This window comes from Maribacter sp. BPC-D8, from assembly GCF_035207705.1.
GTDB lineage: Bacteria > Bacteroidota > Bacteroidia > Flavobacteriales > Flavobacteriaceae > Maribacter.
This window is the reverse complement of the sequence record NZ_CP128187.1, coordinates 3,755,132-3,781,173: the sequence shown is the minus strand read 5'-3', so window position 1 is coordinate 3,781,173 and position 26,042 is coordinate 3,755,132. Positions and strand designations below refer to the sequence as shown.

At 35.7% G+C, this 26,042-nt stretch carries 25 protein-coding genes and 1 tRNA gene; 9 read left to right on the top strand and 17 right to left on the bottom strand.

The window, feature by feature from the left end; all coding sequences use genetic code 11:
- Position 1: 1 nt before the first annotated feature.
- Entirely contained in the window at positions 2-679 is a 678-nt protein-coding gene (locus tag QSV08_RS16505) for a response regulator transcription factor (protein ID WP_324024813.1), read from the bottom strand.
- Between the two features lie 159 nt (positions 680-838).
- Between QSV08_RS16505 and QSV08_RS16500 the strand changes: the two genes are divergently transcribed.
- Entirely contained in the window at positions 839-1,285 is a 447-nt protein-coding gene (locus tag QSV08_RS16500; protein WP_324024812.1) for a PepSY-like domain-containing protein, read from the top strand.
- A gap of 86 nt (positions 1,286-1,371) precedes the next feature.
- Here the strand turns inward: QSV08_RS16500 and QSV08_RS16495 are convergent, their stop codons facing one another.
- From QSV08_RS16495 to QSV08_RS16460, 8 genes are all read right to left on the bottom strand, one after another.
- Positions 1,372-1,938, bottom strand: coding sequence for a TlpA family protein disulfide reductase (locus QSV08_RS16495; protein WP_324024811.1), 567 nt, complete (start codon positions 1,936-1,938; stop codon positions 1,372-1,374).
- A 128-nt stretch (positions 1,939-2,066) separates the two neighbouring features.
- The gene (locus tag QSV08_RS16490) at positions 2,067-2,258 is read right to left on the bottom strand and encodes a hypothetical protein (protein ID WP_324024810.1); all 192 of its coding nucleotides are present in this window, start codon (positions 2,256-2,258) and stop codon (positions 2,067-2,069) included.
- Between the two features lie 45 nt (positions 2,259-2,303).
- Complete coding sequence (locus tag QSV08_RS16485) at positions 2,304-2,546, bottom strand: hypothetical protein (protein WP_324024809.1); 243 nt, start codon at positions 2,544-2,546, stop codon at positions 2,304-2,306.
- Between the two features lie 21 nt (positions 2,547-2,567).
- Positions 2,568-3,206: a CPBP family intramembrane glutamic endopeptidase gene (locus QSV08_RS16480; RefSeq protein WP_324024808.1), complete on the bottom strand. Its 639-nt coding sequence runs from the start codon at positions 3,204-3,206 to the stop codon at positions 2,568-2,570.
- An 11-nt stretch (positions 3,207-3,217) separates the two neighbouring features.
- Entirely contained in the window at positions 3,218-3,775 is a 558-nt protein-coding gene (locus QSV08_RS16475) for a hypothetical protein (RefSeq protein WP_324024807.1), read from the bottom strand.
- A gap of 33 nt (positions 3,776-3,808) precedes the next feature.
- Positions 3,809-4,078, bottom strand: coding sequence for a hypothetical protein (locus QSV08_RS16470; RefSeq protein ID WP_324024806.1), 270 nt, complete (start codon positions 4,076-4,078; stop codon positions 3,809-3,811).
- A gap of 8 nt (positions 4,079-4,086) precedes the next feature.
- Positions 4,087-4,263 carry a hypothetical protein gene (locus QSV08_RS16465; protein ID WP_324024805.1) on the bottom strand — a complete coding sequence of 59 codons (177 nt, stop codon included), beginning with the start codon at positions 4,261-4,263 and terminating at the stop codon, positions 4,087-4,089.
- A 437-nt stretch (positions 4,264-4,700) separates the two neighbouring features.
- On the bottom strand, positions 4,701-5,462 hold the full coding sequence (locus QSV08_RS16460; RefSeq protein ID WP_324024804.1) for a hypothetical protein: 762 nt from the start codon (positions 5,460-5,462) through the stop codon (positions 4,701-4,703).
- 334 nt (positions 5,463-5,796) lie between these two features.
- On the opposite strand from QSV08_RS16460, the gene QSV08_RS16455 reads away from it, so the two are divergent.
- Both QSV08_RS16455 and QSV08_RS16450 read left to right on the top strand, forming a co-directional pair.
- Entirely contained in the window at positions 5,797-6,822 is a 1,026-nt protein-coding gene (locus QSV08_RS16455; RefSeq protein ID WP_324024803.1) for a family 16 glycoside hydrolase, read from the top strand.
- Between the two features lie 361 nt (positions 6,823-7,183).
- Positions 7,184-8,188: a DUF3500 domain-containing protein gene (locus tag QSV08_RS16450; protein WP_324024802.1), complete on the top strand. Its 1,005-nt coding sequence runs from the start codon at positions 7,184-7,186 to the stop codon at positions 8,186-8,188.
- A gap of 167 nt (positions 8,189-8,355) precedes the next feature.
- Here QSV08_RS16450 and QSV08_RS16445 read toward each other — a convergent pair whose 3' ends face one another.
- The 4 genes from QSV08_RS16445 to mce form a co-directional block, all read right to left on the bottom strand.
- Positions 8,356-10,971, bottom strand: coding sequence for a M14 family metallopeptidase (locus QSV08_RS16445; RefSeq protein WP_324024801.1), 2,616 nt, complete (start codon positions 10,969-10,971; stop codon positions 8,356-8,358).
- A gap of 218 nt (positions 10,972-11,189) precedes the next feature.
- Positions 11,190-12,236 carry a sterol desaturase family protein gene (locus tag QSV08_RS16440; protein ID WP_324024800.1) on the bottom strand — a complete coding sequence of 349 codons (1,047 nt, stop codon included), beginning with the start codon at positions 12,234-12,236 and terminating at the stop codon, positions 11,190-11,192.
- Between the two features lie 316 nt (positions 12,237-12,552).
- A tRNA-Ile gene (locus tag QSV08_RS16435) sits at positions 12,553-12,626 on the bottom strand.
- 141 nt (positions 12,627-12,767) lie between these two features.
- The gene (gene mce, locus QSV08_RS16430; RefSeq protein WP_324024799.1) at positions 12,768-13,172 is read right to left on the bottom strand and encodes a methylmalonyl-CoA epimerase; all 405 of its coding nucleotides are present in this window, start codon (positions 13,170-13,172) and stop codon (positions 12,768-12,770) included.
- 64 nt (positions 13,173-13,236) lie between these two features.
- Between mce and rbfA the strand changes: the two genes are divergently transcribed.
- Both rbfA and QSV08_RS16420 read left to right on the top strand, forming a co-directional pair.
- Positions 13,237-13,629 carry a 30S ribosome-binding factor RbfA gene (gene rbfA / locus QSV08_RS16425; RefSeq protein ID WP_073241328.1) on the top strand — a complete coding sequence of 131 codons (393 nt, stop codon included), beginning with the start codon at positions 13,237-13,239 and terminating at the stop codon, positions 13,627-13,629.
- Positions 13,630-13,633: 4 nt separating this feature from the next.
- Positions 13,634-14,839, top strand: a complete 1,206-nt coding sequence (locus QSV08_RS16420; RefSeq protein WP_324024798.1) for an ABC transporter permease — start codon at positions 13,634-13,636, stop codon at positions 14,837-14,839.
- On the opposite strand, the gene dusB is transcribed toward QSV08_RS16420, so the two are convergent.
- Positions 14,836-15,834, bottom strand: coding sequence for a tRNA dihydrouridine synthase DusB (gene dusB / locus QSV08_RS16415; protein ID WP_324024797.1), 999 nt, complete (start codon positions 15,832-15,834; stop codon positions 14,836-14,838). The genes QSV08_RS16420 and dusB overlap by 4 nt on opposite strands.
- Positions 15,835-16,017: 183 nt before the next feature.
- Here dusB and QSV08_RS16410 point away from each other — a divergent pair, with 183 nt between their 5' ends.
- From QSV08_RS16410 to QSV08_RS16400, 3 genes are read left to right on the top strand one after another with little or no spacing between them, the layout of a single operon-like run.
- Positions 16,018-16,800, top strand: a complete 783-nt coding sequence (locus QSV08_RS16410; protein ID WP_324024796.1) for a prolipoprotein diacylglyceryl transferase family protein — start codon at positions 16,018-16,020, stop codon at positions 16,798-16,800.
- A complete protein-coding gene (locus QSV08_RS16405) occupies positions 16,772-18,166 on the top strand; it encodes a radical SAM protein (protein WP_324024795.1) in 1,395 nt (464 codons plus the stop codon). The genes QSV08_RS16410 and QSV08_RS16405 overlap by 29 nt, the downstream gene beginning before the upstream one ends.
- Positions 18,163-18,357 carry a hypothetical protein gene (locus tag QSV08_RS16400; protein WP_324024794.1) on the top strand — a complete coding sequence of 65 codons (195 nt, stop codon included), beginning with the start codon at positions 18,163-18,165 and terminating at the stop codon, positions 18,355-18,357. The genes QSV08_RS16405 and QSV08_RS16400 overlap by 4 nt, the downstream gene beginning before the upstream one ends.
- 3 nt (positions 18,358-18,360) lie before the next feature.
- Here the strand turns inward: QSV08_RS16400 and QSV08_RS16395 are convergent, their stop codons facing one another.
- Together QSV08_RS16395 and QSV08_RS16390 are read right to left on the bottom strand one after the other, a co-directional pair.
- Entirely contained in the window at positions 18,361-20,760 is a 2,400-nt protein-coding gene (locus QSV08_RS16395) for an outer membrane beta-barrel family protein (protein WP_324024793.1), read from the bottom strand.
- Between the two features lie 109 nt (positions 20,761-20,869).
- A complete protein-coding gene (locus QSV08_RS16390) occupies positions 20,870-23,272 on the bottom strand; it encodes an outer membrane beta-barrel family protein (RefSeq protein ID WP_324024792.1) in 2,403 nt (800 codons plus the stop codon).
- A 204-nt stretch (positions 23,273-23,476) separates the two neighbouring features.
- Between QSV08_RS16390 and lepA the strand changes: the two genes are divergently transcribed.
- Positions 23,477-25,273, top strand: a complete 1,797-nt coding sequence (lepA, locus tag QSV08_RS16385) for a translation elongation factor 4 (protein WP_324024791.1) — start codon at positions 23,477-23,479, stop codon at positions 25,271-25,273.
- A 1-nt stretch (position 25,274) separates the two neighbouring features.
- On the opposite strand, the gene QSV08_RS16380 is transcribed toward lepA, so the two are convergent.
- On the bottom strand, positions 25,275-26,039 hold the full coding sequence (locus QSV08_RS16380) for a LytR/AlgR family response regulator transcription factor (RefSeq protein WP_324024790.1): 765 nt from the start codon (positions 26,037-26,039) through the stop codon (positions 25,275-25,277).
- Positions 26,040-26,042: the final 3 nt, after the last annotated feature.

Sequence of the window (26,042 nt, the reverse complement as noted above, 5' to 3'; positions counted from 1 at the left end):
ATTATATAACCTGTAATTTATACCCAACACCATAAACGGCTTCTATCTCTATACTTGCCACAGCATCTGAAAGTTTTTTACGTAGGTTTTTGAATTGAGAATAGATGAAGTCAAAACTATCTGCTTGGTCAATATGGTCTCCCCACACATGTTCTGCTAAAGCAGTTTTGGTCACCAAACGTGTTTTATTAGATATCATATATAAGAGTACGTCGTATTCTTTACGGTTAAGAACTACCTCTTTTTTATTAATATGAATGCTTCTACTTTCTGGGTCGATGCTTATGTTTCCAATTTCTATGAGCTTATTACCATCAAAGGTTCTACGACGAACTATTGCTTTTACCCGTGCATGTAATTCTGCCATATGAAAAGGTTTGGGCAAGTAATCATCTGCACCTAAATTAAGTCCTTTTATACGGTCGTCTAAAGAGTCTTTTGCCGAAACAATAATTACCCCGTCATCTTTACCCAATTGTTTCAATTGTTTTAAAAGTTCTAAACCATTACCGTCTGGCAACGTTATATCTAACAGAATACAATCATAATCATACACCCCAATTTTAGTGCTGGCGGTTGCAAAATCTGCAGCAGTTTCTACCATATACTGCTCGCGCTCTAAAGTTAGGCGCATATTCTCTAGCATTTGGGGTTCGTCTTCTATAATTAGAATTTTCATGGCACTGTTGTTTGCAACAACAATATAAAAGAATTCTAGAAAGATATGGGAATTATAACCCTAAGCATTTAAGCGCTAAAAAAAGTAAAATTACCAGCATTCCCAATTTCTTCTAGATTTGGCTCTTTTCTTTGAAGGGAATTTAAAAATTTACTGATAATGAAAAATAAGAATTTAGCAACAATAGCTTTAACCATATTGGGTGTATGTACCGTATTTGCACAAGATATTAACCCTAATTCTGTGCCCGCAAATTTAAGACAGAGTTTTGAGCAAAATTACCCTCAGGCAAGTAATGTGGAGTGGGAATTAGAAGGACAGTCATATAAGGTTGAATTTGATAATAATAGACTGGAACATGAAATTTGGTATACTACGGATGGAATAGCGACTAAAGCGGAACATGAAATTACCGCAGCAGATTTACCACAAGCCATTACCGCTGTAATTGCCAGTAACTATGCCGGATACAAAGTAGATTCTGTCGAAAAAACTACTATGGACGGTTCTACTACTTATGATGTTGAGCTAGAAAAAGGATGGAATGATGAAAGAGATGTGGTTTTCAACGAAAGCGGAAAAGTATTGAGTGAAATGATTGATTAATGTTTCTTTGATTGGGAGATGTGGAAAGGGCCGGAATTTTGATTCCGGCTTTTTTTTGTTCGTTAGCTACCTCGAAGAAAACTACATTACTTCTCTATAAGTTCATCTAACAGATTACGTATTTTTTTACTGTTCCAATCTGCGGCACCGGTTTCTTTTATGATGATTTTTCCTTTAGCATCAATTACATAATTAGTGGGGATGCTATTTTCTTGCAATATTTCGGGAGTTTGCATTTGTGGAAAATAGATAGGTAGTTCATAACCTCTCTTTTCAATAAACCGATGTACTCTTTCTGGCTCTTCTTGAGTCAATAATATAAAATTGACCTTGTCTCCGTAGTCTTTATACAAATCTTGAATTCCTGGTAATTCTGCAATACATGGCGGACACCAAGTTGCCCAATAACTGATAAAAGTAACCTTACCTTTACCTACCGATATGCTTTCAGTTTCACCTTGTAAATCAACAACGGCATATTGAAACGGATTAACCTCATTTTGGTCTTCTTCATCTTCAATACTGGGTGACCAAATTGCTACTTTCAGTTTATTGACGGCAACCTGAATTGGCGTTCTTGTCTGCGGAATTATCAACAACAAGATAAACACCACAAATATGATATCACTGATTTTAAATTTTCGCTTTTTCATGTGATGTGTGAGTCGAAATACTTGGTAATTGTTTACGGAAACTTTAATTTAACAAACAAAACAATACTATTTTACCTCCCAAACATTATAGATAGACCCAAAACAGTATTATTGTTCAAATTATATTGTTATTGTGGCTTTTTACTTTCTTTAAGGAATCCGTTAAATACTACCCCAAATAAAGCAAGCCAAAGTAAACGGAAAACCCAAATATTCATATCAATTCCAAAAAATTGACCTGTATCGCTGTCTCCAACAAAACTATATGCTATTTCAATTATCGCTATGACCATTCCAACAATTGATAATATTTTTCTCATAATTCTAATTTTGTATCCCTAATTAATTGGCCGAAAACTTAACGCTTATTTTCTGGAATCTAACTCCTTTTTCAGCGCATTCATATTCTTTACATTTAAGGGTATAATTGCTGATAACGCTAACGGAACTGCCAATAACGGCGTGAATCCATCTTGAATAGAAACATAGATAAAAAAGAGTAAAACTCCAGTTAAACCTATTGTCAAAACCCACACCATAGTTTTTACTGCTGTATGCCTTTTAAGCAGTTCTTCTGTACTTAATTTAGAGAGCGATTCTTTATTCATACTCTAATCATTAAAATTTTATCACCAGTTTCCTTTCTCGTATAAATCTAAGAAAGCTGCTGCTGAAACACCAAGAAAATCCACTAAAAAATGAGAGAAGATAGTCCAACGTAGGCTATTCGTCTTCTTATAAACCCATGCCCAAACGACACCCATGATTAAGGTAGAAATGACCAACTCAAATCCACTATTGACGGCGGAGTTAACCCCGAATGCTGCATGATTAATTGCAAACAGTATTCCTGTGAACAATACTGAAGCCCAATTAGACCACGTTTTGGTATAGTCTAACAATAGTCCGCGCCAGTAAAACTCTTCAATAAAGGGATTAAATACCGCAAGTAGAATCCAAGGTAACCAAATGGTCCAATGGTCTAACAATTGATAGTGCATTAGAAAAAGAGGCAACGGAATCAATCCGACAATTACCGCAAATAATTTCCAACCAAAAGCTCCTTTAGCTTTCTTTAACCAATTGGCAACGGACTCTTTTCCTCCGTATTTAAAAATAAAGAAAATCCAAAGTGCCCAACCAATAAGAATCATGGGTATAAATGCCCATTTCCCCATGAATTCACCGAAACCAAAAGCAACCGCAAAATTTACGGCAATGATCAAAAAAGGGGATGCGATAACTAGCTCTCTTTTCTGAAATGCCATAGCATATATTTTTAGTTTTGGTTACAGTTATGTTGTGTAGTCTTGTTCTTCCATTGAATCCAATATTCTTGCAATCCTTCGTTGGTTGTTTTCAAGTTACTAATATCTAAAGATTCGCCAGGCATTAAAAGCGGACTTAATTCTTTCTTTCTACGAGATAATGAGGGTTCATGATTCCATCCGCCTACATGATCAAAAGAAGTATAGGCATAGCATTTTGTAACAACAGTAACAAACGGAATCTTCAACTCATACGTTACCACGCCAGAACCCATACCATTGGTAGACATGTATATGTTTTCAAAATCTACTTTTACGTATTTATCTTGAGCATAGAGTTCCTTTAATTTATGCCCAACCTTAGCTGACATGGTATTCGAGAATTGATGGCCGACATCTGAGCCATCGATAAATTCTTTACCATAATAACTACCAAAACAACCTTCGTTGTTGCATTCGATATTAACAGTAGTTTGTACTTGGGTTTTCACCGCCACCTTTTGGGCATTGATATTATGGCATAACAAAATAGAAATAAGCATTACCAACATGTGTTTTGTAATCGCCATTTCTTTTAAATTATACCAAATCGCTAATGAAAATTACTCTACTGCTTCTTCTTTGGACTTATTGTATTTGGTGAATTCTACCTTTTTGTCTTCCAAAATTTTGTAGAACCTACGGTGGCTAATTTTAAGGTCTTTCGTTATTTGAGCTACCTTTTTCTTTTTCTTCTTATACAGTTTTATCTCTGCCGTTACAGCTTTGTTGAAGTAATATTTGTGAAGCGCCTCTACTACCTCTAGTTCTGTTTTGCCGTTAGTGCTAACCAACTGTTCAATTTCAGATTTTATTTCTTGTAAGCCTTTCATATTGTTGCTTATTTTTCAGGCACAGCAGCTGAGAACTTAGTAATAAGACCAGCATACTTATCTAAATCTTCTAGAGAATGATTACCGTAATCATTAACAACATTGAACTTTATATTGTTGTTTGCCAAGAAAGTGGCTACTCTTTCAAGCTCTTCGGGGGAACCTTTAATTTCAATTTTTGCCATTATTTACAAATACATTTTATTAAGTGTTTGCCTAATTTAAGATTATTCTTTGAATTCTGTGCGGTAAAATTTGCCGCCAAGGCATATACCTTTTAAAGTTAATTGAATTTTTAGAATTTTCGCTGCTACACTGTCTATATAATAGATTTTGTTGAAAATGAGTTTTTGGTTTTTACTTGAATGAGGTAATTGGAGAGTAAGAAGTCTTGTCTCGGACGGACATCAATAAAAAAGCCCAATAATAAAGAGCAACACTAATTTATTCTGGGGGAACTTTAGTATACCAATATTAAGGGCTGCCTCAATTTAACATTTTATTAGGAAATACAGAAATCAGTTTTTGAATTAAATTTAATATCAATGTATAGAAACTTCTTAAAAACCAAGAAAGCAGCCTTTTAGGCTGCTTTCTATTATCTAAAATATCTTCAATTTACTTAGTCACCTACATAAGTGAAAGTCGTTACGTATGTTTCATTCTCGTCTGAGTGCATAGAAACCGTAGAAACGGTTGCTGCAGTTGGGTAATCACCATCGTAAGTGTAAGACAAGTTTATGGTGTATTCTATTTCACCTTCCTCATTTTTATACACTACTTGCGACGGATTGTTATTAGGGAACAATGCTTTTGCCCTTGCAATTTCTTCTGCCTGTGGAGCTTCTGCAAAATTCAATTTAATTTGATCTAAAACATCAATCATTCCTGCTGCTTCTGCCGTTTTGTAAAATGGGTTTGGCTTATCGTCATAAGAGATTTCTGCTGTGTAATACACGACCTCTTCTTCGTCAGTCATATAATCATAATCGTACTCTATAAATTTGATTACAGATGGGTTACCATTGTCATCATATTCTTCTATTTGTCCGGTTTCAAAAGCATCGTACGGCGATTCATATAATTCTTCTACATTTCCGTTATCTACGTTACCGGTTACATTACTTAAATTATCTCCATCATAAACGAAGTTGGTCGATTCTGTTCCGTCGAAAATAGACGTTAATTGTAAATCATTATTGTACGAAAATAAAATGTTGCCGCTATCTTCTGAATCTTCGGCAGACGTAACATTTATTGAGCTGATAAGCTTTGTCTCTACGTTTCCGTTAACTTCTTCAAACTCCTCTGAGGTTGACTTTTCACAGCTAAAATTAATCACTGCAATAGAGGATAATAATAGTAATTGATTAAATGTTTTCATGGTGATTTTGGTTTTAATTTATTTGTTAGGTCTATACTTAACAAACCGATTTTAAAAATATTGCACGCCCATTTATTACGGTTTTCCGTAATATTTACGCTACGTCAATAACCATGGTATTTGTAGGAATATTTACTTATAAAACTTTTTTGAAAAATTTAAATGCTTACTATTTCTTAACATTAATTACCTAAATAAAACAACACATTTCTACGTACCCTAATTTGCTGTTAAACTTTAAAACAACAGGGATCACGCTTTATATTAATTCTTACTTTTAGGTATTGTACTTCGTCTTTGTACAATCAAACCAAAACCTAACACAAACTAAATCATGAAAAAATTACCAGTTTTCTTCATGGCATTTTTATGTGCCATAACCTCATCTTTTGCAATTACCACAAACAATTTACCTGAACCTGAAAACACCTTTATTGGCACTTGGACTATCGATGTAGTAGGTGGCGGCGTAGCTTGGCTAAAAGTACACGAGCAACAAGGTGTTTTAGACGGCGAATTATTATGGATCGGCGGTAGTATTTTACCTGTATCTGATGTGTACTTAGTTGATGAAAACACCTTAATTGTTACCCGTACTTCTGAAGAGGAACTAAAAACCACCTCAGGCAAAGCACGTACTCACATCAGAACTTGGACGATGCGCATTACCAAAATAAATGATGCCATTGCTGGTACCATGACAGGACCTGCTTGGGGAAATACAGGTGAAAATATTAGTTATTTTACTGGTTCTCGCATGCCTGCCGCAGGACCTGCATCAGACTTTAGCACTTTAAAATACGGTAAGCCGATCAAACTTTTTAACGGTAAAAATATGGATGGCTGGAGAACGATTGACCCTAAAAGTCCGAACGGATTTAAGGTCGTAAACGGCACTATGCAAAATGACCCTGTACAACCAGAAAATGGTGAGCATATTTATTATGGCAACCTACGTACCGATCAAGAGTTTGAAGATTTCAATTTAAAATTAGAGGTTAATGTACCTGAAGGAAATAACAGTGGCGTTTATCTTCGGGGGCTTTACGAAATACAAGTGGTCGACTCATACGGTCTAGAATTGGACAGTCATAATATGGGTGCTCTTTACAGCCGTGTTACACCAAGTGAAAATGCCGAGAAACCTGCTGGCGAATGGCAAACAATGGATATAACTTTAGTAAACCGCCATGTTACGGTGATTTTAAATGGAAAGAAAATTATAGAAAATGCAGCAGCTGAAGGACCAACCGGAGGAGCAATAAGCTCTGACGTTTTTGCACCAGGCCCTATTTACTTACAAGGTGATCACGGTAATGTTGCCTACAGGAATATTGTGCTTACTCCCTTTATAAAATAATTCTGAAAAACAAGTACTGATTGACACCACCTAATTAAGTGGTGTCAATTATTTATATACCTTAAACATAGTACACATATTTAGTATGAACCAACGAACATAAGTAGCTAACCGCCTTACAAACAAGATTCCATCGGACAAGGAGCGAAGAGAGGATTTTATAACCTTTGTTCTTTTTAAAGACGGAAAACCAAATGGAGACTGGGAGATATTCTCGGACAACTTTGGCGAATTCGATTTAGACAACCCCTAATAAAGTACATTGAAACATCGCCTATGCAGATTAGCACAAGAAACAGGTGGAGCGCTTTGTGTTTGTTAGAAGGATATTTAAGATTACCTATTAATTTAATTTTTACATATGAAAAAGTATTTTATTCTAATTGTTGCAACAATTTTTCCTTTGTGGGGATTCTCGCAAGATGTTACAATTGTTAATCAATTTATCAGCTCATTGACTACGCAACAAAAGTCAAAAATCGTACATGAATTCAAAGAAGTTACGCGAGACGATTGGCACTTTCTGCCTTGGAGTTTATATGAGCGAAAAGGACTGCCGTTAAAAGAGCTAACCCCTGATCAAAAGGGATTGGTTCACAAACTGCTGCAATCCTCATTAAGTGATACAGGCTACAAGCAGACCACCGAAATAATTGGTTTAGAAAAAGTACTGGCTGCTATTTCTGGAAACACCGTCTATAGAGATCCCCAAAAATATTACGTTTCCATTTACGGTGATCCAGCAAATGAAGATGCTTGGATGTGGTCTTTTGAGGGACACCACGTTTCTTTGCATTTTACTACCGTTGCTGATAAAGTTTCATATTCACCAAGGTTCTTTGGCTCTAACCCTGGTAGAATTATGGAAGGGGAACATAAAGGGTTTAGTCCGCTAGTAAATGAAGAAGACTTAGGGTTAGAACTCATTAATATGCTAAGCGATAGCCAGCAAAAAATAGCCATTTTTAATGAAAAAGCATATAACGATATTCAAAGCTGGAATAATTCAGTAGCAGAAAAACTACCCTCTGAAGGTATATTGGTAAGCGATTTAAATGCCAATCAGAAAAAACAGGTAATGAGTATTATTTACGAATATGTTTCTACCATACCAACAGATCAAGCTAAGGAGAAAATGGATGCCATTAGAAATGAAGAATTAAATGATATGCGATTTGCATGGGCAGGGGCGACAGTTCTTGGTAAGGCTCATTATTACCGTATTCAAGCAAAATCATTTATGATTGAATTTGACAATAGCCAAGACAATGCCAATCACATTCATTCTGTCTGGCGCGATTTTGATGGTGATTTTGGTAGAGATTTATTAAAAGAACACTATAAAAAAAGTAAGCATCATCATTGATGATTTCTTAAAATATTTCAATAAAAAATGCCCATCATAACCTGATGGGCATTTTTGTTATTTAGGTAATTAATTATCACATTAGGCTTGTTTACAGCTTTGCATTTCGACTGCGCTCAATGTTACAACCTCTAAATTCATTCCACTAACTCACCATATCTTTAGACTTACTCTGCAGCTCCTTCAAAAATAGAATTAAAAATAAGCTTGTACGTTCCTCTTGGTTGTGCTCTAAACTGTGGTCTAAATGCAAATAACACTACAGCGCCTTTTCCATATTTCGCTTTTACCATTGCTGGCTTTTTAGCGATATACTTTTTCTCGCCCATTGCCCAGCCGCTCATCAACAAATCTTTTTCTGCATAGTTAGCAATAACCTCAACTTCTGGTGCCGGAGCATCTTTAATATCTTCTGTACCGCCTTCTCCTTTTTTAGTTTGCTTATCAATTACAAAAGCACGGCTCTTATTAAACGAAACTGCCACCGTGTCTTGCATACCAAATGCTAATGGATGTGTTGTATCTATTCCTGCTTTAATCAATGAACCAGGTATAAAGAACTCTGTACTTTCTGTACCTGCTGTAGCATCTTTTAATGGTAAACCAAATTGCTCTATTACATAGTTACTTGCTTCGTCGAATGCTATTAATGTTCCGCCATTTTTTACATAATTGCTTAGTGCTACCGACCCTTCTAAACCAATACCACCAGTAAATTTCTCTGGCATTTTTAATGGAGAATTACCATGTAAAATTGATTTTGGTCGTTGCGACGGTAGTATCAAAACATCATACTGAGATAAATCTTTTGTTTGAATGTCTTTATCATGAAGGGTATCGGTCTCGAACGAATATTCATCCATTATAAAACGAGTCCATCCTTCATCCATATTTGGCACCCAAGACTTATACAACCCTACTTTGGGTGCATGTACTTTCGTTAGTTCTACTTTTGGTTCTGCGGATAATCCTATTACTTCTAAACCATATTCAGCAGCCAAATCTTCTACAGAAGCACTACCGCCAGAGACGATATAGGCACCTGCCGGATATGTTGTTTTTCCTGATTTGAAGGATGCCTTTGTTTTATACGCCGTACCGCCTGCTTTTAATACTTTGTTAGCTACAATTACCGATGCATTACTGTTGGCACTAAGCAAATATCCGAAAGAAGCATTTCCTTTTACATCACCTTCATAATACGATGCTTCATCTGATACTTTCTCTGTAGCCACTTCAAAAGGCTCTGCAATTTTATCAACCGTAATTCCCATTTGCATTGGCAATGTCCAACCTGCTAAGTCATACGGAGTATCTGGAGGGCCGCCTGGGTATTGAAAACGTGTTGGGTAATTTTGCTTCTCTAACAAATCCATCAAATATGGTCTAAACGCTTGTGCCGTATAAATTACATAAGCACCTTTTTCATATTTCTTTCCGTTGACCTCAAAACTTTTGGTTGTTTTCTCAATTTCGATTCCACCTTTAAGTAACACATTTACCAAGTTCACAGATTCAAAAGCATCCCATTGATCCTTACCGATTACATATGCAAACGGTCCTTCTTCTTTGGAATCTGCAATTGCCGACGCACCCATTTTATAGATATTATATAGGTAGTTGCTCTTACGGTCAGCCGCCAAATCTAAGGTTGCCCACGTCGCAGTCAACATATAATCTACCGCATCGCGAAAATGAGACTCGCCACCTTTCCATGGATCTGGGTACATAATATCTGTACCATCGGTTGGTGTACCGCCAGCAACGGTTTTTGGTAATTTCTCTGGATCATAGAATCTTGGAGTCGGACTTGTATGACCAACTTCAGTTAAAATTCCGATCATGTTATGGTAGTAAGGCACAGTTCGCCCACCACCGTTCCAGAACATGGTATAGAAATTATCGGCAATTGCACCTGGCATATTCTCTAATGAAAACCTTTTGGTCATTGCAGAACCTAACTCACTTACACCTGCAGTAATCGCTGGGTGAATTCTTGGGTTTACTGGATCTGCATATGGTGGCAATGATATTTTTGTCCAAGATGGAGAAGATTGGTGATGGTTATACACTATCTGCGGATACCACTCATTGTACAATATCTTGGTAACATTATAGGTCTCTGGCATGGTATTCATGAACCAGTCTCTATTGTTATCATGACCCATGTAATAGTGATACAAAATTGGAGGTCGCGATGTTTCATAAGCGGTACCTAAGTTCTTTTTGTACCAATCAACAACAATATCTAACCCATCTGGATTCATTACAGGCATCAATATCGTAATGACATTCTCCCTGATTTTTTTCATTTCTGTAGTTTCTGATGTGGTCAAAGTATACGCCAGTTCAGATGTCATTTGCCCATGCGCCAATTCGGTAGAGTGCATACCGCCATCGATCCAAACTACAGCTTTACCTTCTTCAGATAGTTTCATAGCCTCATCATCTGAAACCTGAACACGAGCTAGTTTAGTACTAATGTCTTTCCACTTGTCTAAATCTTTAAGGTTCTCTTCGCTAGAAATAAACAAGATGTACATTTTTCTACCCAATACAGTAGTCCCAATTTCCACTTTTTTAACGCGTTCAGAAGAAGCGTCTAGTTTAGAAAGGTAGTCTTCTATTTGGCTGTAGTCTGCCAGTTTGTAGTCGGCACCTACCTTAAAGCCAAAAACATCTTCTGGAGAAGGTACAGTTTGCGCCACCGTCACAGATATGCACGAAATGGCAAGTACAAAGGTCAGCAATGCCGCCTTGTACCAAGAGTTTTTTGTAGTCATTTTTCGAATTAGTTTGTTTGAACTAGTAAATTAAGAAATAGTAGAGAGCTAGGTAAATATAGCTTAGAAAGATTGTGTTAAAAGAAATGTTAATTTCTGAGTCGGTAATCTAATGGGGTTGATTTTATTGAATTGTATGTTATGCTACATTCTATCAGTAATCTATGAGGTACGAACAAGCAAATTCTTGGTAACTTAAGAAGAAAAATGTATAAATTTTACTTTACTGGGTTATTATTTATTGAATTTGGTCGTTCTACTTTAATAAGGCGAGCATAGGTGGGGTTATTTTGAAAAAACTCCGCCCTTGTAACTTTAGATGTTTTATGATCTCCTGTATGGCTCCAACCTGGAGGCATAAAAATATATAAGAATTTATTCTTTATCCCTGGCGCCTTAGCTACATCTTTGAAAAGACCTACGAATTCTCCGAAATAGACGTCCATAAAACTACCAGAGTCTATTTCTCTAGTTATACCATACTCTATTTTCATTTCTTTTTTCTCCTCTTGATACGTACCAAATACATGATCCCATATATTTAACAAATTACAGAAATTAGTATCCATATAAAGTGGATTTTTAGCATGATGAACACGATGATGTGATGGTGTCAAGATAATTTTATTCAATGGTCCTAAACGTGCATCTTTAATTACATTCTCACCCACATGAATAAATGCTCCGTAAGTGCCATCAATAAACATTATCAAAAATAAAAGCTCTGGCTGAATCCCTAGTAATATACAAACAGTAGTACGTATAGTATCTGCATATGGAGCTTCTAAAAAAAAGTGTGCATGTGTTACCGAAAGATTCATGTTTTCAGGCGCATGATGCGTTGAATGAAGACACCAAAATAATCGCACTTTATGTCCCCAATAATGATATAGAAAATGGGCGAATTCCCAAATGATATAACCATATATAAACCAATACCAAGTCATGCTAGTTTGAAAAGGAGCATACTGCTGAAATAAACCAATAATTATAGTAACCATGGCTATGGCAATAAAACGACCAATAAACCTATTGAACACATAAATAAGAAAATTGACTTTATAAACCTTGGTGTCTGGCTTTTTATAGACGAAACCTAATATCAATTCTAAGATTAACAACAACGGTATAATTGGGTAAATAAGGGAAACCACACCGTCGAATGTTCTGAACTTACTATAATCTCCTGTCTGTAGAATTTCCCAAGCTTGAGATATCCCTAAGAATCCTATTACTTCATTGTAAATTGTATCTAAAACCTCCATGATCGTTCTTTTAGCAACATTATAATAACATCATTGCGAATACTCCATTAATTTAAATATGAAATTACAAATGTGATTGATAATACTAAAGAACTTTAAAAATAACAAAGGCATAAACAAATTCGACGAACAATAGATTGGGGTCGACCGAAGTTGAAATCAATTAATTAGAGTAGTTTATAAGAAAACAAGTTTCTAGCCTTAATAAGAAAGCTCAGCTTTAAGAAATATCGTTATTGAAGAGGTAGATGTATAGCACCTACTTGAATGTAGACTTATCTAAAACAAAAAAGAGAAGCCTTTTGGCTTCTCTTAGTGGTCCCACCTGGACTCGAACCAGGGACCACCTGATTATGAGTCAGGTGCTCTAACCAGCTGAGCTATAGGACCGGTAACAATTCTAAAATTGCTCTGTAAAACTTTTTCAATTAAAATCGATAAAGACTGGTGCTCAAACCAGCAATTTCAGAACTCGCGAATTGCGGTTGCAATATTACTACTTATTTTTAATCGACACAAACAAAATAATGCTTAGTCTCTAATTTCTTGACACAACTCTACCAACACCCCATTCGCGGTCTTTGGGTGAACGAAGGCTACTAGCTTATTATCAGCCCCTTTTTTAGGTTTTTCATTCAATAACGTGAACCCCTCCTTTTTTAACCGTTCCATTTCTGCAACGATATCTTCTACTTCAAAAGCCACATGATGTATGCCTTCTCCCTTTTTTTCTAAGAATTTGGCAATAGGTCCGTTTGGTTCTGTGGCGGCCAAAAGCTCTATTTTATTAGGTCCGTTTTTAAAGAAAGATGTCATTACGCCTTCTGACGCTACTTCTTCTTGTTTATAGGGTGCTATGCCCAATAATTTCTCGAAAAGCGCATTAGAATCTTCCATGTTCTTTACCGCTATACCTAAATGTTCAATCTTTTTCATGCCTTATTAGCTTCAGTGTAACTTATATAGGGGTTAAGATACAATTTCTATGTATTTTTGCAGTATGGAAACGCAAAGACAACGTAAAATAGCTGGGGTCATTCAAAAAGATATTGTAGACATTCTACAAAAAGCTGCCATTCATGGCGGACTTCGTAATACCCTAATATCTGTGTCTAAAGTTGCAGTAACCACAGATTTATCTATCGCTAAAATATACTTGAGCATTTTCCCTAATGACAAAGCGGGCGAATTAATGGAAGGTATTAAGTCTAACCAACCACTTATTAAACATGAGCTATCTCAACGTACGCGTAACCAATTACGTAGAGTGCCTGAGTTGCTTTTTTACCTTGATGATTCTTTAGATTACATTGAGAATATTGAAAAGTCATTAAAACGTGAAGAAAATCCAATAGAAAACAGAGATTTGTTACCTAAACGTAAAAAGTCCTGATCGGTTGAATTTTCCTCTCTATATCGCTAAAAGGTATGTGCGTTCTAAAAGCACCCAGAACGCGGTCAACATTATTAATTTTATCACCTTTTTAGTTATAGTTATTGGCTCTGCAGCACTTTTTATTGTGCTTTCGGCTTTCGCCGGATTAAAAACCTTTAGCCTTTCTTTTACTGAATCTTTTGACCCAGATTTGAAAGCATCTCCCGTAACCGGAAAGATTTTTACACTTTCTCCTGAACAAGAACAACGTTTACATTCTGTAGACGGACTAGCATTTTACTCTAAAGAATTAGAAGAAAAAGTATCTCTTGAGCACCGAGGTAAAAACCATATTGCCTACATAAAAGGTGTTGATAGTAATTACACCAAAGTAACTGGCGTTGATAGCACACTCTATATTGGCGACTGGACTATTAATGATACTCAAGTTGTTTCTGGTTTAGGTATAGCCAATATTCTTGGTGTTACCATCAACCAATTTCGTAGCCCAATGCAGATCTATGCTTTTAAACCCGGTAAAGGCTCTATTTCGCAACAAAGTATTTCATCACTCTACAATCAACTACCTATGGTTATTGGCGGTGTGTATGCTGTAGAGGCTGATTTGGATAATAAATATGTGTTTGCCGATTTAAGATTGACTCAAGCTTTACTTGAAAAAGACTCTTTATCTATTTCTGGAATTAATTTTAAAATGGATGAAGGCGTTGAACCAAGTGCTTTACGTTCAGAGATTCAATCTATTCTTGGTGCTGGTGTACAATTAAAAAACAGACAACAACTGAATAGTACCCTTTATAAAATGTTGAATACCGAAAACGTTGCTACATACCTCATCTTTACCTTGGTACTTATCATCGCACTTTTTAATGTAGTCGGCGCTATTATTATGATGATATTAGATAAGCAGCAGAATTCAAAAACACTGTACAGCCTTGGTACAACGATAAAAGAATTACGTAGAATTTACTTTGTACAGGGTATTCTAGTTACAGGTTTTGGCGGATTTATTGGAGTCTTAATAGGTGTACTTATCGTTTGGTCTCAACTTGCTTTTAGCTGGTTGAAAATTACTCCGTCATTAGCTTACCCAGTAAAATTTGAATTCATCAATATTGCCATTGTTCTTGCTACTATTATTGTACTAGGTGTCATTGCATCTAAAATTGCAAGTAGCCGAATCAATAAAAAATTGGTTGACCTTTAAACGGTAGTAAATTCGTGATCTCCAAACTTTTGCATCACCTCATCAAAGGCTGCAAATACCGATGCAGAATCATCACTAGTTACCATTTTCATTCGATACTCCTTAAAATTAGGAATTCCCTTAAAATAGTTGGTATAATGTCTACGGGTTTCAAAAACACCTAATATTTCACCTTTCCAATCTATAGACATTTGCAAATGACGACGAGCGGCATCTACACGTTCTTCCATCGTTGGTGGGGCTAAATGTGTTCCCGTTTCAAAAAAGTGTTTTATTTCTCTAAAAATCCAAGGGTACCCAATACTAGCACGACCGATCATTGCACCGTCCAAGCCGTATTCATCACGCATTTTTAAAGCTGCTTCTGACGAATCTACATCTCCATTACCAAATACAGGTATATGCATTCTAGGGTTGTTCTTGACCTCTCTAATTGGGTTCCAATCAGCATTACCCTTATACATTTGAGCACGGGTTCTACCATGAATTGAAATTGCCGCACAACCTACATCTTGTAACCGCTCTGCAACCTCAACAATTCTTATAGAATCATCGTCCCAACCTAGTCTTGTTTTTACGGTAATAGGCAAGCTGCTATGTTCGACCATTGCCTTAGTCAAAGAGACCATTAAATCGATATCTTTTAATATACCGGCTCCCGCTCCTTTAGAGACTACTTTCTTTACAGGGCAACCGAAATTAATATCTATAATATCTGGTTTAGATTTCTCTACAATCTCAACCGACTGCAGCATACTCTCTAAATTTGCGCCAAATATCTGAATACCTACTGGGCGTTCCTTTTCATAAATATCTAATTTCATGACACTCTTTGCGGCATCACGAATTAATCCTTCCGACGAAATAAATTCTGTATACACGACATCGGCACCTTGCTCTTTACAAAGGGCACGAAATGGTGGGTCGCTCACATCTTCCATCGGTGCTAAAAGCAACGGGAAATCAGGCAGTTGTATGTCTCCTATTTTGGGCACTGGCGTAATATTTTTGGGTTGCAAAGTTATATAAAAATACGACAAGGGCATTACTTAGACTTTTGTATAAATTGTATGGTCTTGAAGGCAGTAATCACATGCTCTAATTCTTGTTTATAGAAAGAGCGTAAATTAGTGACGAAATTGGTCTTTTAAACTACTAAATCTACCACCAATAAATTCATGATTAATTCGCTCCTTATTTTCTCAATACCTTATGAGCCTGTTGTATTTGGTGTAAAATTAAACATGCATCTTATTCTTGAATACTTGGCGTTCTTTCTCGCATTCAGATATTATGTTTTTCTACGGAAAAGAAGTACTGATGTCATTTCATCTAACAACCGATTATCTATAATTATTGGTGCCATTTTTGGAGCTTTGTTTCTCTCTAGATTAATCGCATTTTTTGAGAACCCCGTGGCACATATTCAAGAAGATTGGCTATACAATCTGAATAACAAAACCATAATGGGCGGACTGTTTGGCGGACTTTTAGGTGTAGAGCTTGCCAAGAAGATTATTGGCGAAAAACATTCTTCTGGAGACCTGTTTACATTACCTATTATCTTAGGGATTATCATTGGCAGAATTGGCTGCTTTTTAGCGGGTATTAAAGAGTTTACCTATGGGAAAGAAACAACATTATTTACAGGTATGGACTTAGGTGATGGAATTCACAGGCATCCTATTGCGTTGTATGAAGTGGTGTTTTTAACGGTGCTTTTTATTATCATCCGTAGACTTCAAAAATCAAATCTTACTTTTAAGAACGGAGCTCTTTTTAAGCTCTTTATGGTCAGTTATTTCTCCCTTCGTTTCTGTATCGAATTTCTAAAACCCAACAGTTTTTATACCCTAGGTCTAAGCAGCATTCAAATATTATGTTTAATTTGTTTGGTTTACTACTATAAATTCATCCTACAGGGAATAACATATGTCCGAAAAAAACTATACGTATTATGATTTTACTTTAAGTCTTTGCCCAGAATGTCTTAGAAGGGTAGATGCTAAAATCGTTTTTGAAAACGAAAAGGTGTACATGCTTAAAAATTGTAAAGAGCATGGTAGATCTAAGGTGCTTATTGCTGATGACATCGAGTATTATAAGAACATAAGAAATTATAATAAGGCTTCTGAATACCCGAAAATATTTAATACTGAAACTCATTATGGCTGCCCTTATGATTGCGGACTTTGCCCTGACCATGAGCAGCATTCTTGCCTTACGGTTATAGAACTGACCGATCGTTGCAACCTTACCTGCCCTACCTGTTATGCTGGTTCTTCGCCAACTTATGGTAGGCATAGAACGCTTGAAGAAATAAAGAAAATGCTCGACGTTATCGTAAAAAACGAGGGCGAACCAGATGTGGTGCAGCTTAGTGGTGGCGAGCCCACTATTCACCCCGATTTCTTTGAAATACTAGATTACGCCAAGTCCCTACCTATTCGGCATTTAATGTTAAATACCAACGGAATTAAAATTGCGAAGGATTTTGAATTTGCTAAACGATTGGCTACTTATGCTCCAGATTTTGAAGTGTATTTACAATTCGATTCGTTGGAGAATAAAGTGCTACAAACTTTGCGTGGTGGAGATTTAGCCGATGTTCGTTTAAAAGCTTTAGAGCATCTCAATACTTTAAACCTTTCTACCACACTAGTAGTTGTGCTACAAAAAGGATTGAACGACCACGAAATGGGAAGCACCATAGATTTTGCCTTGAAGCAAAAATGTGTTCGCGGAGTTACTTTTCAGCCCACCCAAATAGCAGGTCGTTTAGAGAATTTTGAAGTGGATGAAAACCGCATCACCTTAACAGAAGTACGTAGAAAGATATTAGAACAATCCCCAATTTTTGAGTCGGACGATTTAATACCCGTTCCTTGCAATCCTGATGCATTGGTAATGGCCTATGCTTTGAAATTAGGCGATGAAGTGAATCCGCTTACACGTTTTATAAATCCGGATGACTTATTAAACGAAGGAAAAAATACCATTATTTACGAGCAAGATGAACAGCTACATGGTAAAATGATTGAGCTTTTTAGCACAGGTAATTCTGTAGAGAAAGCTTCGGAAAACTTGAAGAGCATTATGTGCTGCCTACCAGAAATAGATGCGCCCGAGCTTGGGTATGATAACTTGTTTCGCATCATTATAATGCAGTTTATAGATGCCCATAACTTTGATGTACGTGCTATAAAAAAATCATGTGTGCACATCGTAAATAAAGACTATAAAATTATTCCGTTTGAAACTATGAACCTCTTTTATAGGGATGATAAGATTGAACGACTAAAGGAACTACAAAACGAAATGATATGATTTTAGAAGGCAATTTAGATGGTCTAGCGACCTTCTTATTTCTAATAATGTTCGGTCCTGCAATTTTGTTCATTCTTATAGGTGCCGTTTTATTTTATTATGAGAAGAAAAAAGCGGGTAAAGTATTTATGATTTTAGCTGGAGTGTATTGTTTAATAAGCCTTGGAATCTGCGGTGCTATGCTGTCATAGTATCTATAAACGCTTACCCTCTTCTGTATTCTTTCTTTTCGAGTTATCTCGTATTTTAGAGTTTCCGAATTTATATCTAAAGCCTAAAACAAATAATCTATTCTCGACCCTACCGCTAACTGTGTTTCGTTGATCAAGATAATTTCTAGTTGAAAGTGTATTACCGTTATTAAAAATATCTTCAACACCCAAAGAAATACTTGCGTCTTTATTCCAAAAGGTTTTTCTAAACGATACCCCTAATTTGCTAAATGACTCCGAGATTGCATTACCACTAATGTATGGTGAAAAATACGTATAGGTAACATCGGCAAAGAGCGATTCATCTTTAAGAAGTGTGAAGTAATTGTTGGCGCGAATAAAGGTGGTCCAAATAGAATTCTCTACTATGGTATTTGTGTTTAGGTCTGTAAAGCTCTTTTTATCATGATAATGGCTAACAAGAGCATATAGATACCAATATGATGTAAGCTCTTTCGACACACTTGCATCGATACCGTAAAAATAATTGGGTTCTAAATTTATATATTGAGTTCTTAATGTATTGGTTTCGTTGTCTTGGATAATTTGTTGCGCTTGTTCATTGGATTTTCTATTGACAAAGAATACCACTTTATAATCGCGGTCATACACATAATCGAACTGCACATAATCACTATATGCCGGCTTTAAATTAGGGTTACCTTCATAAAGAGAATTTGCCGTTAAATAGAACTGAAAAGGATTTATGCTACTATATCTCGGTCTAGTAATTCTTCTATAATATTTTAAATAAAAGGCATTCTTTTCTTTCTTATATGAAAGCGCCATATTAGGAAAAAGTTTAAAATAAGAAGTTGTATTTAAAGAAGCCGACATGTCTAAATTACCTTCGGTATCTGTATACTCTGCTCTAAGTCCAACATTTAATTTCCAACTTTCCCAATTGTTATTTAAGCTGACATAGCCTGCATAAATTTGTTCGTCATAATCAAACAAACCAGATTCTGTAGGGCTTATTCCGTTTACCGAATCATCAAAACCAGATTGCATAATACTCGCTTCAGAATTGATAGTTGCCACTCTCAAGCCTGTTTCCATTACAGATTGCTCTGTTAGCGGTAGTGTAAGGTCTGTTTGTGCACTAAAAAGGTTTATTATTTGATCTGAGCCTATATTCAATGTGTTTTCTGATGTATTCTCTGTAAAGCCCTGTACTATGTTATTGTTCAATACCTGGTTCTGTTTAGAATCATAGTAAGTAAAATGGGCATTAGTAGTTAGTTCTGCTCCTTTATCATTTAATTTATATACCCAATCTAGATAGTTAGATGTGTTGTACGAATCATCTTTTTGTACGTTTAAACCATCTAACCTAGCAGTTAAGTCGCCATCGATAGTATTAATATCTGTAATTGAGAAATAATCTGTATTTCCGTTTGGTGATAAATTAGAGGTGGAGGTTATGCTTAATGTATTCTTTTCATTTAATTGTACATCTAAAAAGAGGTTGATATTGTGACTTTTCTTCTTGCCTATTATTTTTTGTTCAGCTGTCCAAACTTCACTTTCTTGTCCGTTTTCCAAATAGGTAGTAATGTCGGTATATCTCGTCAAGTTTCTATTGTGGCTAAAACTATAGTTGGTAGAGAAATCTATCTTTTTTCCTTTAAAAAAATGGTCAGTACCTAGTGTGTGCTTTGGTAATACCCCTTGTGTATATCTATTGAATACGGCACCATTATAACCCGCAACCAAGTTTTTCTTCATTTTAATATTAATCAGTAATCCGCCTTCTGCACTGTATTTAGCAGGCGGACTCGTAATTACTTCAATAGCTTCTACATTGCTGGCTGAGCTGCCGGTAAGAAGGTTCACAATATCGCTTTCTGGTAAGTTTACTAGTTTACCATTAATCATCACATTAACATTGGGGCTACCATTGATGTATAAACGATTATTCATTACCATAACACCAGGGGTACGTTTTAAAACATCCCAAATATCACCATCAGATAATGCGGTGTTTTCAATACTAAAAATATGGCGATCTGCTAGTTGTTCTAATACTGGCTTTTTTTGAGTGACTACAACCTCATCTAACTCTTGAGCGCTTTGAAGAACTAAGGGTTTCATTTCAATATTTTCTGAAATTGAAATATTAGAGCTCTCCACAGTATTTGCTATGTAGCTGGCGACAATATTATAAGTGCCAGAGGTAACGGCTTTAAACTCGTAAAAACCTTGATCATTTGTTACCGTGCCTTTAATGAATTCACCTTCGCTGGTTAACAAAATTACATTCGCTAAAACAACAGGGTTTTGATTATCATCTATTACTACACCATTAATAATAAAATCTTGAGAAAACGCTAGAGAAAACGAAAGACAAAATAGTAGTGTTATATAGAAATTCTTAGTCATTTAGTGTGCGTATAACACTAAATGTAGGAAAGTAATATTGAATTATCTTACGTAAATCTTAATTTTTTCTTAATAAAAAATAAAGGTTCTGATAGTTAAATAGTTAACTTTACTCTAGACGTTCGCGCTCTATTTTATCTATATCACGTTGGTTGTCTTCTAAGCGGAAATTACCAAAGTTGTACGTGAAGCCAAACTTTACAAATTGGGTTTCGGGAACCGTTAAATAACCGTTGTCTTGGTTTAAATATTTAGAAGATACATACCCATTATATTTACCTAATAAGTCGTTTGCACCTACGCTTAGTACAGCTCTATTATTTAAAAATGATTTTCTTAAACCTACGGTTAAATTTGTAGTTTCTTCTTGTATATAAGATCCCTGCAACCAGCCTGACAAGTATGTAAAGCCTAGTTCTCCTTTAAAACTGCCGTCTTTAGACAGCGTTATATAATTTGTAAGGTCTATATACGCACCGTCAAAATCATTGGTAAAAGAATACTCATCACTTTGTAATGCAATAAAAGATTCCTCTTCATGAAAAAGAGAAATATAGCTGTACAAATACCAATTATTAGTGATTGACTTGCCGTATGAAAAATCAAAACCGTAAGAGGTACTTTCTAATACGTTTTGAGTAACATCTCTTAAAACGAGATTATCATTATCTTGAAAAGTAAGTGTAGAAATATACATACCGTTATCACGGTAATAGAAGTCAAAAAAGAATTCTTGATTAAGGGTATAATTCAAGTTGAAATTATGGCTAAAACTAGGTGTTAAATTAGGGTTACCCTCTTGAAAGGTACGTTCATTAATATAGGTTCTAAACGGATTCAAATCTTCATAACGAGGGCGTTGCACTTTTCTAGCATAATCAAATGCCAAACTATGGTGGTCATTGATATTGTGCAGAATGTATAATGATGGGAATAGTTCAAAATAACTAAGCTTATTCATACTTGATACATTTACAGACACTCCTGAACTTTCTGTTTGTTCTGCACGTAACCCAGTTTTTATACTCCATTTATCCCAGTCTTTCGAAAGGCTAAAGTAACCCGCATACACGCTTTCGTCATAGGTATAGTCATCAGATAAATTAGGTATAAACTGCGTACCGTTATTCTGTAAAAAATAATCTAATCTACTTTCAGAATCAATAAAAGAACCTTTTGCCCCTGTTTCAAAAAATACACTGCCAAAATAATCAGTGTAATCTATTTGAGCGGTCTTTATTTCTATCTGTTGATCGGCAATAGTCGAGAAATTAAAATCGCGCAGAAATGAGCCACTAGGCTGAAAATAATCTGAGTTTACATCTTGATTTCGGTCTAAACCAAAATTTGTATAGTGTGCATTTACAGTTAAATTTCCTTGGTCTTTAAACTGATGTTTAAAAGTAAGATCGCCCGAAACATTATGCTTCTTTTCGCTTAAAAAACTGTTGGTTCTGAATATAGAATCTAATACCCCTGCGCTGTTTTTAATGGTAGTTTCCTGAAAAAAATCAGCATCCTTTTTTGGTTGATATTGTGCGTTGCTTGTTAAGCTTAGGGAGTTCTTTTCGTTAAATTGATAATCTACCGATACCCCTGCGCTATGGGTATTAGTACGTATTACTTGATCAAAATCTGTATCCCAAATAGAAGTAATACCAGTATTATCCATAAAATTGGTACTGCTCAAAGTATTCTTAAATTCCTTTTTGGGTGTGTAATTATAGCTTGCATTTACATTTAGTTTTTTGGTTTTATAAAAATGCGATGTTCCAAAATTGTACTTCGGAAAAACTCCTTGTGTATACCCAGCATTTACATTGCCTTTATAGCCCACAGATACATTTTTACTGGTAACAATATTTAAAATTGACCCACCCTCAGCATCATAACTTGCTGGCGGATTATGAATAACCTCAACTGATTTTATATTCTCGCCTTGGTAGTTTTCTAACAGACTTCTAACCTCTTCTGCAGACAGTTGCACTTTTCGATTATTGATATAAACCGTTGTTTCTTGATTTCTTACTTTCAACTCATCATTCATCATAATGACTCCTGGTGTTTGACGAAGAATATCCCAAGAACTGTTCTGAGAAATGACAGTATTTTCCACATTGAAAACAATGCGATCAACTTCTCTTTTTACTACAGGTTTATTGCTTACAACCGTAACTTCATTAAGTTGTTCTGCTTGCTGCTCAATTATTACTGCTCCGATTTTGGTGTCCTTTAAAATCTCTATCGCTAAGTTTTCTGATGTTTGACCTACATAAGACGCTTTTAAAAAATAGAGTCCCTCTGCAATATCAGAGAATAAAAACGCTCCATTTTCGTCGGCAGAACTTCCTTTAACCAATACAGAATCTGTAACGGTCAGTAGAAATACAGACGCAAATGCAACGGGTTCTTGGTATTGATCTTTAACCTCACCTTTTAATTCAAAGGTTTGACTATACCCAAAATGGGACATACCTATGCAGAAGAATAAAATAGCCGTTAGTTGTTTCAAAGTTGACTCGGGGTTGGTAATCAAATCTAGTTAAAAAAACGTTGTAATCCTTTACAATATATGTAATCCAAATCAATCTACGCAACTATAAATAGGTAACTACACTCAAGCTTAGCGCTATAAATTAGATTATATTTGCAATTGCTCTTTAATGCCGGGGCAATAATCCTGGTATAAATTGGCTTTATTATTACTGTTACCGCTATGAAAAACATTAGAAATTTCTGCATTATTGCACATATTGACCATGGTAAAAGTACCCTGGCAGACAGACTGTTAGAGTTTACCGGTTCTGTTACCGATCGAGAGAAAAAGGAACAGTTGCTTGATAGTATGGATCTTGAAAGAGAGCGTGGTATCACTATAAAAAGTCATGCCATACAAATGGAGTACACCTACAAGGGTGAAGAATATATTTTAAATCTAATTGACACTCCTGGTCACGTAGATTTCTCATACGAAGTTTCTAGATCAATTGCTGCCTGTGAAGGTGCATTATTGGTGGTAGATGCTGCACAGAGTATTCAAGCACAGACGATTTCTAATTTATATTTAGCTTTAGAAAACGACCTTGAGATCATACCTGTTTTAAATAAGGTTGATTTACCAAGTGCCAACCCAGAAGAGGTTACCGATGATATTGTTGATCTTTTAGGTTGTAAGGCAGAGGAAGTAATACCTGCATCTGCAAAAACCGGTATTGGTATTGAAGAAATATTAAGTGCTATTATTGAGCGTATTCCAGCACCAAAAGGTAACCTAGACGAACCATTACAAGCACTTGTGTTTGATTCTGTTTACAACCCGTTTAGAGGTGTTGAAACTTATTTTAGGGTTATAAATGGCGAAATTAAAAAGGGACAAAAGATAAAATTTGTAGCAACCGACAAAGACTATTATGCCGATGAGGTAGGTACTTTAAAGTTGACACAAGAAATTAAAAAGAGCGTTAAGGCTGGTGATGTTGGTTATTTAATTACCGGAATCAAAGATGCTCGTGAAGTTAAAGTAGGTGATACGATAACTGATGCTGCTAACCCAACCAAAAACGCAATTAGCGGATTTGAAGATGTAAAGCCAATGGTTTTTGCAGGTATTTACCCTGTTGATACCGATGAGTTTGAAGAGTTACGTGCTTCGATGGAAAAACTACAATTAAATGATGCCTCTCTTGTATTTGCACCAGAAAGTAGTGCAGCACTTGGATTCGGATTTAGATGTGGTTTCTTAGGAATGCTACATATGGAAATTATTCAAGAGCGTCTAGAGCGCGAGTTCAATATGACGGTAATTACTACGGTACCCAATGTTAGTTACCATGCATTTACCCGTAAAAATCCTGATACCCCAATTGTTGTAAATAACCCAACAGATTTACCTGACCCATCAAGTATTGATCATGTTGAAGAACCTTATATTAAAGCTACCATTATTACGAAAGCTGATTTCGTAGGTAACGTTATGTCATTATGTATTGAAAAGCGTGGTGTAATTACCAATCAAACGTATTTGACCACCGAGCGTGTTGAACTTAATTTTGACATGCCTTTGGCAGAAATCGTTTTTGATTTTTATGACCGTTTAAAAACCGTCTCTAAGGGATATGCCTCTTTCGATTACACGCCTATAGGTATGAGACCTTCTAAACTGGTTCGTGTAGATATTTTACTAAACGCACAGCCGGTAGATGCGCTATCTGCATTACTACATGCTGATAATGCTGTAAATATTGGTAAGAAGATTTGTGCCAAGCTAAAAGAACTGATACCAAGACAACAGTTTGATATTCCAATTCAAGCTGCTATTGGTGCAAAAATCATTTCTAGAGAAACTACAAAAGCCTTACGTAAAGATGTAACTGCTAAATGTTATGGTGGTGATATTTCTCGTAAACGTAAACTTCTTGAAAAACAAAAGAAAGGTAAAAAACGTATGCGTCAAGTTGGTAACGTAGAAGTGCCTCAAGAGGCATTTATGGCGGTATTGAAGCTAAACGATTAAGTTACTCTAACCACTTTCTAAAGTCGGAAGTGGTAGAAGTACTTGTCATTGCTTTTTCTTTACACCCCTTTACCGTAATAAGTAATCGGTTTTTAAAGTGGCTCTCTATCTGTTCAATAAACTCAATATGTACTATTTCGCTACGGTTAATTCGAAAGAATTTCTGTGGTGGTAATTGCTGTACTAAACTGCCAATAGTTTGAGATATCGGGTGTCTTTTGCCTTCTTGGTCTGTGGCAATACAAAAATCGCCTGAGGCTTCAATCATACTTATATCTGACGTATTTAATAACTGAATACCATTAGAACGTTTTATAACAAACCGTTTTTTATAATTATTCTGATCCTCTTTTAATGCCAATTTTAAAGCATTAAAAGTGTCGCTATTTAATTTACTATCGTATTCCCCTTGTTTAAAAAGTGATTGATATTTTTCTAGTGCTTTTATAAAATCAGCATTTGTATATGGTTTTAAAATGTAGGCAATACCGTTGGTGTTAAATGCCTGGAACAAATAATCATCATACGCCGAGCAAAATATTATTGGACAACTCACCTCAACCTCATTAAACAAGTCAAAAGAAATTCCGTCTAACAACTTAATATCAGACAAAATAAGATCGTATGAATTTGCCGCTAAAAGTGTTTTGCCCTCAGCTATAGATCGTGCCCAGTGATTCGTTATTTCATCATCAAAAAATGTTTTAATGTGACTTAACAATTTCTGATAAGCAGGAATTTCATCTTCTAATATTAAAAGTGTCATATG

Bases quoted from the DNA above. Each gene is read 5' to 3' on its own strand.
- QSV08_RS16505 (WP_324024813.1), bottom strand. From the start codon at position 679: ATGAAAATTCTAATTATAGAAGACGAACCCCAAATGCTAGAGAATATG.
- QSV08_RS16500 (WP_324024812.1), top strand. From the start codon at position 839: ATGAAAAATAAGAATTTAGCAACAATAGCTTTAACCATATTGGGTGTA.
- QSV08_RS16495 (WP_324024811.1), bottom strand. From the start codon at position 1,938: ATGAAAAAGCGAAAATTTAAAATCAGTGATATCATATTTGTGGTGTTT.
- QSV08_RS16490 (WP_324024810.1), bottom strand. From the start codon at position 2,258: ATGAGAAAAATATTATCAATTGTTGGAATGGTCATAGCGATAATTGAA.
- QSV08_RS16485 (WP_324024809.1), bottom strand. From the start codon at position 2,546: ATGAATAAAGAATCGCTCTCTAAATTAAGTACAGAAGAACTGCTTAAA.
- QSV08_RS16480 (WP_324024808.1), bottom strand. From the start codon at position 3,206: ATGGCATTTCAGAAAAGAGAGCTAGTTATCGCATCCCCTTTTTTGATC.
- QSV08_RS16475 (WP_324024807.1), bottom strand. From the start codon at position 3,775: ATGGCGATTACAAAACACATGTTGGTAATGCTTATTTCTATTTTGTTA.
- QSV08_RS16470 (WP_324024806.1), bottom strand. From the start codon at position 4,078: ATGAAAGGCTTACAAGAAATAAAATCTGAAATTGAACAGTTGGTTAGC.
- QSV08_RS16465 (WP_324024805.1), bottom strand. From the start codon at position 4,263: ATGGCAAAAATTGAAATTAAAGGTTCCCCCGAAGAGCTTGAAAGAGTA.
- QSV08_RS16460 (WP_324024804.1), bottom strand. From the start codon at position 5,462: ATGAAAACATTTAATCAATTACTATTATTATCCTCTATTGCAGTGATT.
- QSV08_RS16455 (WP_324024803.1), top strand. From the start codon at position 5,797: ATGAAAAAATTACCAGTTTTCTTCATGGCATTTTTATGTGCCATAACC.
- QSV08_RS16450 (WP_324024802.1), top strand. From the start codon at position 7,184: ATGAAAAAGTATTTTATTCTAATTGTTGCAACAATTTTTCCTTTGTGG.
- QSV08_RS16445 (WP_324024801.1), bottom strand. From the start codon at position 10,971: ATGACTACAAAAAACTCTTGGTACAAGGCGGCATTGCTGACCTTTGTA.
- QSV08_RS16440 (WP_324024800.1), bottom strand. From the start codon at position 12,236: ATGGAGGTTTTAGATACAATTTACAATGAAGTAATAGGATTCTTAGGG.
- mce (WP_324024799.1), bottom strand. From the start codon at position 13,172: ATGAAAAAGATTGAACATTTAGGTATAGCGGTAAAGAACATGGAAGAT.
- rbfA (WP_073241328.1), top strand. From the start codon at position 13,237: ATGGAAACGCAAAGACAACGTAAAATAGCTGGGGTCATTCAAAAAGAT.
- QSV08_RS16410 (WP_324024796.1), top strand. From the start codon at position 16,018: ATGATTAATTCGCTCCTTATTTTCTCAATACCTTATGAGCCTGTTGTA.
- QSV08_RS16405 (WP_324024795.1), top strand. From the start codon at position 16,772: ATGTCCGAAAAAAACTATACGTATTATGATTTTACTTTAAGTCTTTGC.
- QSV08_RS16400 (WP_324024794.1), top strand. From the start codon at position 18,163: ATGATTTTAGAAGGCAATTTAGATGGTCTAGCGACCTTCTTATTTCTA.
- QSV08_RS16395 (WP_324024793.1), bottom strand. From the start codon at position 20,760: ATGACTAAGAATTTCTATATAACACTACTATTTTGTCTTTCGTTTTCT.
- lepA (WP_324024791.1), top strand. From the start codon at position 23,477: ATGAAAAACATTAGAAATTTCTGCATTATTGCACATATTGACCATGGT.
- QSV08_RS16380 (WP_324024790.1), bottom strand. From the start codon at position 26,039: ATGACACTTTTAATATTAGAAGATGAAATTCCTGCTTATCAGAAATTG.